14 protein-coding genes are annotated in these 12468 nt (G+C 61.7%); 3 read left to right on the top strand and 11 right to left on the bottom strand.

Going from position 1 to position 12468, the window contains the following annotated elements:
• Positions 1 to 82 precede the first annotated feature (82 nt).
• Positions 83 to 874 (top strand): glycosyltransferase family 2 protein, encoded by a 792-nt coding sequence (locus AC1RKH_RS00450; RefSeq protein WP_493060634.1) that lies wholly within the window; start codon positions 83 to 85, stop codon positions 872 to 874.
• Here the strand turns inward: AC1RKH_RS00450 and thpR are convergent.
• Together thpR and AC1RKH_RS00440 are read right to left on the bottom strand one after the other, a co-directional pair.
• Entirely contained in the window at positions 863 to 1426 is a 564-nt protein-coding gene (gene thpR / locus AC1RKH_RS00445; RefSeq protein WP_493060633.1) for an RNA 2',3'-cyclic phosphodiesterase, read from the bottom strand. The genes AC1RKH_RS00450 and thpR overlap by 12 nt on opposite strands.
• A gap of 34 nt (positions 1427 to 1460) precedes the next feature.
• Positions 1461 to 3032 (bottom strand): L,D-transpeptidase family protein, encoded by a 1572-nt coding sequence (locus AC1RKH_RS00440; RefSeq protein ID WP_493060632.1) that lies wholly within the window; start codon positions 3030 to 3032, stop codon positions 1461 to 1463.
• Between the two features lie 150 nt (positions 3033 to 3182).
• Between AC1RKH_RS00440 and AC1RKH_RS00435 the strand changes: the two genes are divergently transcribed.
• Positions 3183 to 3881 (top strand): murein L,D-transpeptidase catalytic domain family protein, encoded by a 699-nt coding sequence (locus AC1RKH_RS00435; RefSeq protein WP_493060631.1) that lies wholly within the window; start codon positions 3183 to 3185, stop codon positions 3879 to 3881.
• Between the two features lie 53 nt (positions 3882 to 3934).
• Positions 3935 to 4849: a LysR family transcriptional regulator gene (locus tag AC1RKH_RS00430; RefSeq protein WP_123427737.1), complete on the top strand. Its 915-nt coding sequence runs from the start codon at positions 3935 to 3937 to the stop codon at positions 4847 to 4849.
• Between the two features lie 140 nt (positions 4850 to 4989).
• On the opposite strand, the gene madM is transcribed toward AC1RKH_RS00430, so the two are convergent.
• From madM to mdcA, 9 genes are all read right to left on the bottom strand, one after another.
• Complete coding sequence (gene madM / locus AC1RKH_RS00425) at positions 4990 to 5754, bottom strand: malonate transporter subunit MadM (protein WP_493060630.1); 765 nt, start codon at positions 5752 to 5754, stop codon at positions 4990 to 4992.
• Position 5755: 1 nt separating this feature from the next.
• Positions 5756 to 6172, bottom strand: a complete 417-nt coding sequence (gene madL / locus AC1RKH_RS00420; protein WP_123427733.1) for a malonate transporter subunit MadL — start codon at positions 6170 to 6172, stop codon at positions 5756 to 5758.
• A 64-nt stretch (positions 6173 to 6236) separates the two neighbouring features.
• The gene (gene mdcH / locus AC1RKH_RS00415; RefSeq protein WP_493060629.1) at positions 6237 to 7157 is read right to left on the bottom strand and encodes a malonate decarboxylase subunit epsilon; all 921 of its coding nucleotides are present in this window, start codon (positions 7155 to 7157) and stop codon (positions 6237 to 6239) included.
• Complete coding sequence (locus AC1RKH_RS00410; protein WP_493060628.1) at positions 7154 to 7774, bottom strand: malonate decarboxylase holo-ACP synthase; 621 nt, start codon at positions 7772 to 7774, stop codon at positions 7154 to 7156. Before AC1RKH_RS00410 ends, mdcH begins: the two co-directional genes overlap by 4 nt.
• The gene (mdcE, locus tag AC1RKH_RS00405; protein ID WP_493060627.1) at positions 7768 to 8571 is read right to left on the bottom strand and encodes a biotin-independent malonate decarboxylase subunit gamma; all 804 of its coding nucleotides are present in this window, start codon (positions 8569 to 8571) and stop codon (positions 7768 to 7770) included. The genes AC1RKH_RS00410 and mdcE overlap by 7 nt, the downstream gene beginning before the upstream one ends.
• Positions 8568 to 9419, bottom strand: a complete 852-nt coding sequence (locus AC1RKH_RS00400; protein ID WP_493060626.1) for a biotin-independent malonate decarboxylase subunit beta — start codon at positions 9417 to 9419, stop codon at positions 8568 to 8570. Before AC1RKH_RS00400 ends, mdcE begins: the two co-directional genes overlap by 4 nt.
• Positions 9412 to 9711 carry a malonate decarboxylase subunit delta gene (locus AC1RKH_RS00395; protein WP_427540191.1) on the bottom strand — a complete coding sequence of 100 codons (300 nt, stop codon included), beginning with the start codon at positions 9709 to 9711 and terminating at the stop codon, positions 9412 to 9414. Before AC1RKH_RS00395 ends, AC1RKH_RS00400 begins: the two co-directional genes overlap by 8 nt.
• Positions 9711 to 10586, bottom strand: coding sequence for a triphosphoribosyl-dephospho-CoA synthase (locus AC1RKH_RS00390; protein WP_493060625.1), 876 nt, complete (start codon positions 10584 to 10586; stop codon positions 9711 to 9713). The genes AC1RKH_RS00395 and AC1RKH_RS00390 overlap by 1 nt, the downstream gene beginning before the upstream one ends.
• Complete coding sequence (mdcA, locus tag AC1RKH_RS00385) at positions 10586 to 12256, bottom strand: malonate decarboxylase subunit alpha (protein WP_493060624.1); 1671 nt, start codon at positions 12254 to 12256, stop codon at positions 10586 to 10588. Before mdcA ends, AC1RKH_RS00390 begins: the two co-directional genes overlap by 1 nt.
• Between the last annotated feature and the right edge of the window lie 212 nt (positions 12257 to 12468).

Below are 12468 nucleotides of genomic sequence, written 5' to 3'. Positions count from 1 at the left end.
ATGTGGGAACAGGCCGAAAGTTTGCCCTCTCTAGGATGAGCGCAAGCCTGAAGTTCAGGCAGCAACCGAGGCTCACCCACTCATGACGCATTCACTGACGACCCAGGCCAACTACAGCATTGCGTTGGTCAACTATAAATCGCTTGAACTGACCAAAACCTGCCTGGAACTGCTGCGCGAGCATGTGCAAGAGGCTGGCGTGCCAGTGTTTGTGGTGGACAACCATTCGAACGATGCGAGCAGCGAATACCTGCGCACGCTCGACTGGATCAACCTGATCGAGCGTAAAAGCAACGGCCCTGAAGCCGGGAGTATGGCTCACGGCCGGGCCCTGGATCTTGCCCTGGAGCAGGTTGAAACCGAGTACCTGTTTTTGTTGCACACCGATACGTTCATTTACGACTCGGCTGTTTTCGGCCTGATGCTCAGCCAGTGCACAGGCCCGCAAGAAGTAGCGGCGGTCGGCTGCCTGGAACAGCTGAATCGAGGCGTGGCCCGATCGGCCTGGCGCCTGACTTCACGGTTTTTCAAACACTACACACGGCGTAGCCTGCTGGCCTTGGGGTTTAATGCAAAGACGCCGAAACCGTTCAAAGAAGTTCACTTGAAGAGCTTTTGCACCCTGTGGAATGCTCGACTGATCAAACAGCACGGGCTGCACTTTCATATGGATGAGCGCAATCCCGGTTATGAGCTGCAAGATCGAATGGCGGCGTTGAACTACAAGATCGGCTTTATTTCGCCACGCACGATATTCCGTTATCTGGACCATATTCAAAGCGGGACGGTTTCAGCGATGGGCGGTTATGCGAATAGCCACCGCAGGGTCAAGATGTACAACCAACTGACCGGAGCGAGCCCCCTATTCTCCTGACCCGGTCATTGATAACAGAGGCCATTCAGCCAGCGCCCGATAACGACCTTTATGCGATTCGAACAGGGCGAAATGCCTGGCACTCAGGTGAAAGTCCGGTGGCGTCTCCGACTCCGGGACAAGCTCTCGAAAGTCCCGCATCAAGGTCAAATGAGGACGATATTCCCGGGGCTCGTCGACAAACCCAAGCGGCAGCATCGCCTGTTGCAAGGCGTAAACCAGCTGACGCAAAGGTAGCGGTGTCTGCGTTGGCGCGAGTAACAAAATGCCGGCTCGACGCCATGCATCCAGACAGTCGAGCGATACATTCAACGGCTCGCCTGGCGTTCGTACTTGCGCGGCAGCCGCGCAGATAGCCGGAACCTGCGCCACCGCCACAGCCCCCAGAAACATCAGCGTCAGATGAAAGTTTTCCGCTGGCACCGGACGCCCGCTACCCAGCCCAAGAGCGCTTCGCCATTGGGCGATGGCTCGGCGTTGCGCAATGGCGCAGGGCAGCGCGAAGAACAGTCGCTTGAACGGTTCGCCCTGCTCACGCGGCTCATTATTCATGTTTTGTACCTCCAAACCGGGGTGAGAGTCCTGCTCAGGACTTGCTGCCCAGCGCGGCCGACAAGGCTGCATCACGTCCATAAATATCCGGGGCATAGAGCAACTGGCCATGGCTGTCGGCTTGCACCGTCCAGTAACTGAGCAGGATCGGCACCGGTTTGGCCAGCCTGAATTCGTGGGTAAGCCCCGTCGCCAGCAACTCGTTGGTACGCACACGCTCCGCCGGACTCAACAACAGATCGCGCAGCTGCATCGCTTGCTCGACCCGCACGCAGCCTGAGCTGAAGGCGCGCGGCCCCTTGTTGAATAGCGCCTGGCTGGGGGTGTCGTGCAGGTACACGGAGAACGGATTGGGAAAGCGGATCGCCATCTGTCCCAGCGGGTTCTTCGGTCCGGCATCCTGGCGCAAGAGGATGTTGCCAGGGTTATCCCAGTCGATATCGTCCGCCACCAACGGATGGCCGTCGCTATCGAGCACCTGCAGGTTTTGTTTACTCAGGAACGTCTGGTCCCGGCGAATTTCCGGCAGCTTGTCTTCACGCATGATGGTCGGCGGCACCGTCCAGGTCGGGTTCAGGGTCAGCCGCGTGACCGACGATTTCAGCAGCGGGGTCTGCCGCTCGGCACGCCCCACCTGGGTCCGCGTCTGCCAGACCGGCACACCGGCCTGATAGACGGTCAACTGCGCCGCGGCCACATTGATCAGCAGGCCATTGGGCTCCAGATCCTGCGCCAGCCAGCGAAAGCGTTCGAGGTTGATGCGCAGCTGCTCGCGCCGCGTCGCCGGACTGACGTTCAACTCAACCACCGTGTCCGATCCAACCATGCCATCCGCTTGCAGCGAATGGCTTAGCTGGAAGTTTTTCACAGCACTCACCAGCTCCGTGTTGTAGGCGGTGCCGAGACTTGCGGAAACGCTGGGCAGATAGCCCTCGCTGAACAACCGCCGCGCCAACACCGGTATTCGCGCATCATGCGCGCCGGGGCGCAACAAAGGCCCACTGGCGACTGCTGGCCAATGGGGCAACGCCTGCTGGCGCTGGCGGGCATAAACGCGGCGCAAACTCTGATAGAGCTCAAGGCTTGGACGGGCCTGCTGAAAAGCCGCCGCAATGTCCTGCAGACCCGGCCCGGCGATGGCAAGCACCTCGGCGTGTCGATCCTGTGGCAGCGCCTGCGCATGCCACAGCGGCTCGAAACGCGATTGCCGCAAGCGACCGTAGTGCAGGTCCTGCAAGGCTTGCAGGTAATGCGCACTGATGCCGATGTCGACGCACAACGCGTCACCCTCGGAATTGTCCGTGGGCAGGTTATAGCGGCTTGGGTCCAGCCCGTCATCGGCCAACTGCCGCAACTGTGCCTGCAATGCCGACAAGCGCCCGCTGACAGGCCAGATCAGGAGGTAATTTTGCTGCTGATAAAAAGCCTGCAACAGCATTTGCGCAGGTGCGCTCAGGTGCGCGGCCAGGCGTGGGCAATCGACCGGCAATTGAGTGAGCGCCAATTGCAACGGACTGTCGTGATCGGCCAGCTCGTTCTGGGCAGTCGCGACCAATGGCGCAGCGAGCAGGCAAAGGCTCAAGTAACATGCGAGCTTTTTGATCAACAGCTTTACTCCACTCCACGACCGTCACGTAGACGGTCAACCTCTGCAGCGGGTGCGGCAAGCAATTAGGCCAGCGTATCAACAGGCCTGCCGGGGAAATGACAGGACGTCGGGAGTCAACAATAACAATAACAATGAGACTCTCAACACATGCTGACCTTTATGCGCCGCCTCAGTCTGGCAGCGACGACCCTGAGTGCGCTTTGCACTCCGGTGCTCGCTGCCAGCACCCACAACCAAGCGTTGTATAACAGCCTCGCGCAGGTCGCTCCGGAACTCAATCCCCAAGCGCTACAAAGTGCCCTGAGCGCCATGCAATGTGCCGTCAACAGTGGCGCCAGACAAGCCGAACGCCTGGCCGTGATCGACTATTCACAACCTTCCACGGCACGTCGCCTGTGGATCTTCGATCTGCGCAAAAAGTCCCTGGTGCTGCGCGATCTGGTCGCCCACGGGCAAAAGTCCGGGGAAAATTTCGCCACGCAGTTCTCCAATCGCGTCGGCAGTTTTCAGTCCAGCCTGGGCCTGTTCCGCACCCAGGAAAGCTACCAGGGCAGCCACGGCTACTCGCTGCGCATGGACGGTCTGGAGCCGGGTTTCAATGACCGCGCACGCGACCGTGACATCGTGATTCACGCGGCCGATTACGTGAGTCCGTTGTGGAGCGAGCGTCAGGGCCGCATCGGACGCAGCCTGGGCTGCCCGGCAGTGCGACCACAAGTGGCGCATCAGGTCATCGACACACTCAAGGACGGCCAGTTCATGTTTTCCTGGTACCCCGACCAGCGCTGGCTGAAATCCTCGGCGTACCTCAATTGCCGGCCACACCAGGTGGCCATAAACCCTTAAGCCAAAGGTCGACTGGTAGTGCACAATCAGGCTAATAAAAAAGAGTCTGCGCCATGTTGATCGATGAAGAACTGACCTTGAAAAAACTGGAGGTGTTTCTGGCCTTCATGCGCACCGGCAACCTGGCCCGTGCGGCGGCCGAACTGCAGACCAGCAATGTCAGCGTGCACCGGGCCATTCACTCGCTGGAAAGCGCATTGCGCTGCCCGTTGTTCAAGCATGAAGGGCGCAGCCTGACACCACTGGAAAGCGCTTATGTGCTCGAAGAGCGGGCGCAGAAGCTGATTCAGGATGTGCTCGAGAGCGTACGCCTGACCCGCGAAGCCGCTGGTTTTTCGGCAGAACGCTTCAAGCTCGGCTCGCTGTATTCACTCACGGTGAAAACCGTGCCGCAACTGATCATGGGCCTGAAGATTCGCCGCAGCGAGCTGAACATCGACCTGATCCTCGGCTCCAACTTCGACTTGCTGTACAAGCTCAAAAACATGGAAGTCGATGCGATCCTGGTCTCTCTGGACGACACCGTCAACGACCCGGACTGCGAGCAGATCCCGCTGTTTTCCGACGACATCTTCCTCGCCACGCCAGCCGACTCACCGTTTGCCCAACGGAGCGAAGTCGACCTCGCCGAGGTGCGTAACGAGACCTTCATTACCCTGACCCAGGGCTTCGCTACGCACCAGGATGGCATTCGGGTCTTCAAGCAGGCAGGGTTCGAGCCGAAGGTCGCGATGCAGGTCAACGATATCTTCACCCTGCTGAGCATGGTCAGCTCCGGGGTCGGTTATGCGCTGCTGCCAGGGCGGATTGCCGCGGTATACGAGAACCGGGTGAAGCTGGTCCCGTTGCAGGAGCGCTATCGGTTGCAGCAGCACATTGGGGTGGTGTTTCTGAAGGCCAAGGAGCGTGATCCGAATCTGCTGGCGTTGTTGGCGGAGTGTCGGATGTATGCCCATCGGCATGCCTGAAACCGAGTCGCCCCCATCGCGAGCAAGCTCGCTCCCACAGTGGATTGATAGTGTTGCTGCAATCTGTGGCAGCTCACAAATCTAATGTGGGAGCGAGCTTGCTCGCGATAGCGTCAGAACAGGCTAATCAAGTCCTGAACCTAGCCGACAATCCCGCGAACAATGAAGTACAGCAAAGAAGGCCCAAGCAAACACCCAAGCCCGGTATGAAAGGTCGCCGTCAGCGCGCCATAAGGCACCAACCGTCGATCCGTCGCCGCGAGGCCCGCCGTCACGCCGCTGACGGTACCGGCCAACCCACCGAAGACCATCGCCGAGCGCGGGTTATCAAGCCCCATCCAGCGCGCGGCCATCGGCGTGCCAACCATCACCAGAATGGCCTTGATCAATCCGGTGGCAATCGACAGTGCGACCACATCGGAACTGGCGCCAATCGCCGCGCCAGTCACTGGGCCAACGATGTAGGTCACCGCCCCGGCGCCAATGGTGGTTATGCTCACTGCATCGCGATAACCGAATGCCCAGGCGATGCACGCCCCGACAATAAACGGCAGCACGGTCCCCAGCAGCAGCGCGAGTGCGCCGATCAACCCGGCCTTGCGCGCTTCGGTGGCCTGCACTTCGAAGGCCGTTGCGACGATCGCAAAGTCCCGCAGCATGGCACCGCCCATCAGGCCAATGCCGGAAAACACCGCGACGTCCGCCAGACCTTTCTGCCCACCGGTAAGCGTGCCGCCGACCCAGGCCAGCACCAATCCGATGACGATGGCAATCGCCGAGCCATGAATCCGTCCGAACGTCAGGCGTTTGGAGAGCACGACGGAGATCCACATGATCACGCCGACGAATGCGAACGCGGTGACCAGATCGTTATGTTTCAGACCCGCTTCCAAGAGATTCCACATATCAGTGTCTCCCGATCGAGGCGGCAACCGAGGTTATATCCTCAGGCTCATCCGGCAAGGGCTCGCCCTTGTGGATCCGGCTGATCAAGGCAATGGTGCAGCCGCAGGTCACTACCGAACCGATGGCGGCCAGCACGGCCACCGGACCACCGTGCAAGGCGGCGACGACGTTCTGTTGCGCGGCCATGGCCACCACCACCGGAATGTACATGGCACCCCAGAAGCCGACGCCCAGCTCGCATTCCGTGGTCATGCCGCCGCGCTTGTGCGTCCACAACTTCGCGAGAATAAGCAGGATCATCGCGATACCAACCCCGCCGACGTTGGACTTGACGCCCAACAACACGCCGAGCATGTCGCCCACGAACACCCCTGCCAGCGTACAGATCGCCAGCAGCGCCACACCGTAAATAATCATTGTTGTCGTCCTCAAAGTGCATCGTCGAAGTTATTGTTTTTGTCCTTCGTAGCCTGAGCGGTGTCTAGGGTTGGCGACTTCCCTCCTCACGCAACAGCGCTTGCAACGTATCCAGGCGCGCGCCATCGAAGGCGATGACCGTGCCTTGTTCGAACACCCGTCGCGCCAATCCGGTGAGCACCGCACCGGGCGGCAGTTCGATGTGCAACCGCACGCCACGCTCGTAGGCGCTTTGTACGGTGCCGCGCCAGTCCACCACCCGGCACATGTTGAATGCCAGGTCATCGCGCAACGCCTCGGCCGAACGGATCGGTCGGGCGCGGCTGCCACTCAAGTAGCCCACTGTCGGTAGCTGCAACGGCACGTTGGCAAACGCCTCGGCCAGCACCTGTGCGGGTTCATCGAGCAGCGGGCAATGCGACGGCACGCTGACCGCCAGCCGTTTGGCCAACCCCGCGCCACGCCCTCGGGCCAACTCGGCGACGGTTTTCATCGCCGAGTCGCTGCCGGCGATAACCAGCTGGTTATCAGCATTGATGTTGGCCAGGTAAACCGGCGTCGCGCTGCTGTGAACCTGCGCCAGCAAGCCTTCCACGGTCGCCAGGTCCAGACCGATGATCGCGGTCATGCCGTAGCCCTGGGGATAGGCCTGTTGCATCAGCTCACCCCGCAGACTGACCAGATGCAGTGCATCGCTGAAGCGCAACGCACCCGCCACCACCGCCGCCGGGTAGGCGCCGATGGACAGCCCGGCCACGTAATCCACTGTCGCTCCGTGCTGCAACAACAAACGCGCTGCAGCGACGCCTGCGATCAACAGGCACAGCTGAACCGCTCGGGTTGATTTCAGCGCCTGGGCAGAATCGAGTTGCAGAACATCCTCGCCCAGCACCTCGCTCGCCTCGATCACGCTCGCCTCGGGCAAACGATGGAGCATGCCCGGCTGCTGCGCACCTTGGCCTGGGAACACCAACAGGCTGCTCACGCTGTTTGCTCCTGTGGATGCCAAGGGTCGATCACCAGCCGTGCTTCGCGGGCGTTTTTCAGCAACACCCGCTTTGCCGGACCGGCCCATTCACGCAAGGCAACCGCGCCCAGCGGTGTTTGCAATTGCATGTCCACCGGGCACGCAGCGGCGTCCAGCCTCTTCAGCAGTTCCTGTGCCTGAACCCGGTCCATGGGTTGCGGCGTGCGCAGGATCAAGTCGAGGTCGCTGCGCTCATGCAATGCCGTCACGCCGCTGGCCAACTCAAACCCGGCGCTGCCACTGACACCCCAGACCCAACCGCAGGCATCAAGCATCGGCCGCAGTTGCGCCAGAACCTGCAAGGCCGGCAAATCGCGATTACCCTCGACATGGCAAAGATCTTCCGGCCGTACCCGACGCTGGATCGCCTCGACCGCCATCAGCGTTGCATAACGTTGCTCGCGCAACGCTCCACGAACGCCCACTGCAATCTGATCTGCGGCACTCAAGGCGCGTCGAACCACGACTGGCTGACCTTCGCTCATGACCTCGACCACCCACGGCGGCGCGTCCGCCGGCAACTGCTCCGGGGCCAGCCCCCAGAGCAGGTCATGGGCCAGAAACCCGTTCACCATTGCTCACGCAATAGTTGGCGAACCTTGCTCGATGCCGCACGGTTGGTCGCGCCCAGACGGGAGCTCAAATCGGTCCCAGTGGCTTCGACGTCGCTAATGGCGTGGAGCAAGCGGTCGCTGACCCGAGCCAGATCGTTCGCGCTCGGCTGCTCGACCTGCTCCACCGTCAGGGTTTCCCAGAGCAGGCCGAGGCTGGCATAGCTGTCGATGTCATAGGCCATAGGCGGCACGCTGGCGGCCAGGGCTTCGAGTTCTTCAACGCTGCGCAGGGTGACCCGCGCGGCCGACACCTTACCCATGGCGTGAACCATCACCCCTGGGTCACGCAGGGCAATCAGCCGGTTGGCCTGATAACCGTGGGCCAGAAACGCCCCGGACATCGCCTTGCCCACCAGCAAACCGATCACCGCATGCCCGGCCAGTCGTGCTCGGGCATAACTGTCCGCGGCACCGGCCAGGGCCTGATGGATACCCAGGGCTTCTTCGCGGCGGCCGTACGCCTGGCTTGGCACATCGACGATGGCGATCAGCGCGCGCTTCTGCGGTTTAGCGCGATCGGCTTCAATGACCTCATCCACCGCTTTGGCCAGACCCCAGCCCTCCAACAAACCGACCTCGCCGTTACGGGCACGAACAAAGCGGTTCTGCGGATCGGCCACCACCGCGATAAACCGCACGGGCTGCTCGCCCAACACGCCGTCGGCGACTTTCAACGAAGCGGGCAATCCGTCGACGATGGTGGAGCCGGCACTCAAGGCTTGAAACCAGTGCAAACCTCTCAGGGAATAACCGCTCATGAATGCGCTCCTTGATACAGATCGCGAACCGTCGCCGGTTCGATTTGTGGCTCGGCGTCCAGACGGGCGATGCGTTGCAGGAACCGATCTGCCTGGCGACTGCGCTGTTCAGCGGGCAGCCCTTGTTGCAGCAGCTCGCTGACGTGTTGCTGAATCTGCGCCACGTCATCGGCCACATACCGATCCACCAGCCCACTGGCGAACCGTTGCTCACCGCCGGTCAGGCTCCAGATGAAAGGACGGTCGCGCGAGTCGTATTCCTCGATCCCGGCTTCCTGTTCGATCACTTGCGGACCATTGAGGCCAAGTCGCGCTTCCTGAGTGACCAGCAGATAGCTGCACAACCCGGCGGCAATCGACATGCCGCCAAAACAACCGACGCTGCCGGCCACCACACCGATCACCGGCTGGTACTGGCGCAGGTCGACAATCGCCGCATGGATATCGGCAATCGCCGCCAGCCCGAGGTTGGCTTCCTGCAAACGTACGCCACCGGTTTCCAGCAACAGCACGGCGCGGGTGGGGATGCCCTTGCGGTTGTCCTCGGCTGCCAGTTCCAGCGCGCCGGCAATCTTCGCCCCGCCGACCTCCCCCAGGCTGCCACCCTGGAATGCGCCTTCGATGGCGGCGATCACCACCGGCAAACCGCCGATGCGGCCCTTGGCGATCACCACACCGTCATCGGCTTGCGGCACCACGCCCTGACGCGATAGCCACGGCGACATGACCCGCTGAAACGGGTCGAGCAATTCGCGGAAGGTCCCGGCGTCGAGCAAGGCTTTGGCGCGTTGCCGGGCACCCAGTTCGACGAAGCTGCATTTGTTGAGCAATGCTGCGTAGTCACTCATGGCCTATCTCCTCGAAGCCCTGTTCCAGACGCAAGCGCACCACACCAGGAGTGGCTCCGAAATCATGAATATCGATGGTCATCGCTGGCGGTGTCTGGCCGTCGAACATCCGTGCGAACAAATGCTGCCAGCGCTGTTGGCTGCCATTGACCGACGTCTGCACCTGGATCGTCAGCGTGCCGGCCTGCCCCGGTTCGAGCAGCACTTCGAGATCGCCCGAGCCGACACAGCCGACCAGCGCCCTGCCCCGTGCCGGCTGCCCGGCGGGGAATTCAAAGGATAAGGTTTCCATCAGAAAGCTCCCTGGATGACGCCGTCGCAAGAGGAGATGCGGTCGATAAACAGGCAGGCTGCGAGCAAATCCGCAGCGCCGCCGGGCGAGGCATTCAACGCAATTAATTGTTGGTCCAGCTCATGCAGCCGACGGCGACCGGCCAGGCTGGCACTACCGCCCGCCTCCAACACCGCCCTGGCGCCGAGTTGCATCGTTTGCAACCCCTGCTCGCCGGCGCGGTAAAGCACGCAGGTATCGGCGAGCGTGCTCATGATCGCCAGCAAGGCATCGAGCCGGGCATTCTGTTCGCCGCTGCCATCGGCGCGGCTACGTTGGAGTTGCGGCAGGCCGAATTGCATCACGGCCGGGAAGCCCAGTTGTGCTTCTTCCCGAGCGCCCCGAGCCCCGTAACGTTGCGCCACTTGGGCCCCGTGACTGAACGGACGCGGCGCATCACGATCCTCGAGTAACGCCAGACGTGCGGCGCGTACAGTGACCGAGCTGGCGCCACTGGATTCAGGTTCCAGCGCGGCGGCGGCGACCAACAGACCCAAGGCCCAGATCGCCCCGCGATGAGTATTCACGCCGTTGGTGGTCGCCAGCATCGCTTGCTCGCCCTCGCGGCCAATCCGCCCAAGGGCTTCGCGCAGCGGCACACCGACTTCGCCAAACTCGATGGCCGCTTCGGCCATTTCCTTGAAAGCCGGCCACAGCGACAGTGCCGAAGCGTGCATCAGCCCCAGGTGCAAATCGCTGTGGGCACCGCTGCCGCGACGGTCCACCAGCGCCGGTTTTGGTGACAGGTCGGCTTCGTCAATCAGGGCGTCTACCGCCAGGTCCGCCAGCCGTTCGGCCAGGGTCAGGCGCTTGGGTTGCAGATTGAGTGCGTGCATTACCAGCTCCTGAACTTGGCGGGCGGGTTGTACAAGCCACCCGACCATTCCACCAGATCGGCGACGCTTTTCGCGGCCAGCAGTTCGCGGGTCGCGTCGGTGCGGCGGATGCCGAGGTCTTCGGGCAACGCGATCAACCCTTCACGGCGCATGCGCGCGGTGTCTTTGGGGTTATGCCGCAGGCCGATGGCGGTGACTCCGGCCACGGCCGCGATCATTGCCTGACGCTCCTCCAGGGAACGCGCCTTGTACAAATAGGCGATGCCTTCTTCGGTGAGCAGGTGCGTGACGTCGTCGCCGTAAATCATGATCGGCGCCAAAGGCATGCCGCTTTTCTTCGCCACTTCAACCGCATCGAGGGTTTCAACGAAGGTCGGCTTACCGCCCTCCTGGAAGGTCTCGACCATTTGCACCACAAGCTTTTTGCCGCGCTCGAGCAAGGCTTCGGGGGCATCGCCGTGGCGCATGTCAAGCCAGGCCGGGGTGCCGTGACGGCGACCACGCGGGTCGTGGCCCATGTTCGGCGCGCCGCCGAAACCGGCCAGGCGTCCACGGGTCACGGTGGAAGAATGGCCGTCGCCATCCACCTGCAAGGTCGCGCCGATAAACAGGTCGACCGCGTACTGGCCAGCCAGTTGGCAGAACATTCGGTTGGAACGCAGGGAACCGTCGCGACCGGTGAAAAACACGTCCGGCCGTGCGGCGATGTAATTTTCCATCCCCAGTTCGGTGCCGAAGCAATGCACGCTTTCGACCCAGCCACTTTCGATGGCCGGAATCAGGGTCGGGTGCGGATTGAGGGTCCAGTTTCGGCAGATTTTGCCTTTGAGCCCAAGCGATTCGCCATAGGTCGGCAGGATCAGTTCGATGGCCGCCGTGTTGAAACCGATACCGTGGTTGAGCGACTGAACATTGTGTTTTTCGTAGATCCCGCGGATCGCCATCATCGCCATCAGCACATGCACGGGCTTGATGTGCCGGGGGTCGCGGGTGAACAACGGTTCGATGTAGAACGGTTTGTCGGCCACCACCACGAAGTCCACCCAGGACGCGGGAATGTCCACGCGGGGCAACTCGCTGACGTCGTCCACCAACTGGTTGACCTGGACGATCACAATGCCGTCGCTGAAGGCCGCCGGCTCGATCAGCGCCGGGGTGTCTTCGGTGCTCGGTCCGGTGTAGATATTGCCGGCTCGGTCGGCCATGAAACCGGCCGAGAGCACCACGTTGGGAATCAGGTCCACCACCAGCCGGGCGTAGAGCTCGATGTAGGTGTGGATCGCGCCGATTTCCAGCAAACCATCTTCGAGCAACTGGCTGATGCGCAGGCTCTGGGTGCCGGCGAAGGAGAAGTCGAGCTTGCGCGCGATGCCGCGCTCGAACAGGTCCAGGTGCTCCGAGCGACCGACGCTGGGCATGATCATGTGCAGGTCATGCAGCTTGGCCGGATCGGCCTTGGCCAGGGCGCGGGAAAGAAAGTCCGCCTGTTTCTGGTTGTTGCCCTCCAGCACCACACGGTCGCCAGGCAAAATCAGCGCCTCAAGTGCCGCGACGATCTTGTCGGTGGGCAACACCACACCATCGGCGAGACCTCGCACCTGCTCGAGGCGCCGCAGCTTTTCAGTGCGCCGCCGCGTCCAGCGCGAGTCGGGGGATATTGTTGTTGTCATGCTCACTCCACGGGTTCGCTGTCGTGGAGTTACCTTAGGAGCTAATGCTAGAGGCATCAATCAAGATGAGCGGTGAACTGTTACGCTCAGGGTAATGTTTTCTCCGAAAACGACGATGAGCGAGGTACGCCGCATGGATGCACGTCCGCTTCGATTGCTGCCTCGAAACCATTACCTGCTACTGTCTTTCACTCCTGTTCCGCCGCTTGTGG

This window comes from Pseudomonas sp. GW822-FHT06B12, assembly GCF_058799675.1.
This window is presented reverse-complemented; position numbering and strand designations above follow the sequence as displayed.

Bases quoted from the DNA above. Each gene is read 5' to 3' on its own strand.
- AC1RKH_RS00450 (WP_493060634.1), top strand. From the start codon at position 83: ATGACGCATTCACTGACGACCCAGGCCAACTACAGCATTGCGTTGGTC.
- thpR (WP_493060633.1), bottom strand. From the start codon at position 1,426: ATGAATAATGAGCCGCGTGAGCAGGGCGAACCGTTCAAGCGACTGTTC.
- AC1RKH_RS00435 (WP_493060631.1), top strand. From the start codon at position 3,183: ATGCTGACCTTTATGCGCCGCCTCAGTCTGGCAGCGACGACCCTGAGT.
- AC1RKH_RS00430 (WP_123427737.1), top strand. From the start codon at position 3,935: ATGTTGATCGATGAAGAACTGACCTTGAAAAAACTGGAGGTGTTTCTG.
- madM (WP_493060630.1), bottom strand. From the start codon at position 5,754: ATGTGGAATCTCTTGGAAGCGGGTCTGAAACATAACGATCTGGTCACC.
- madL (WP_123427733.1), bottom strand. From the start codon at position 6,172: ATGATTATTTACGGTGTGGCGCTGCTGGCGATCTGTACGCTGGCAGGG.
- AC1RKH_RS00410 (WP_493060628.1), bottom strand. From the start codon at position 7,774: ATGGTGAACGGGTTTCTGGCCCATGACCTGCTCTGGGGGCTGGCCCCG.
- mdcE (WP_493060627.1), bottom strand. From the start codon at position 8,571: ATGAGCGGTTATTCCCTGAGAGGTTTGCACTGGTTTCAAGCCTTGAGT.
- AC1RKH_RS00400 (WP_493060626.1), bottom strand. From the start codon at position 9,419: ATGAGTGACTACGCAGCATTGCTCAACAAATGCAGCTTCGTCGAACTG.
- AC1RKH_RS00395 (WP_427540191.1), bottom strand. From the start codon at position 9,711: ATGGAAACCTTATCCTTTGAATTCCCCGCCGGGCAGCCGGCACGGGGC.
- AC1RKH_RS00390 (WP_493060625.1), bottom strand. From the start codon at position 10,586: ATGCACGCACTCAATCTGCAACCCAAGCGCCTGACCCTGGCCGAACGG.
- mdcA (WP_493060624.1), bottom strand. From the start codon at position 12,256: ATGACAACAACAATATCCCCCGACTCGCGCTGGACGCGGCGGCGCACT.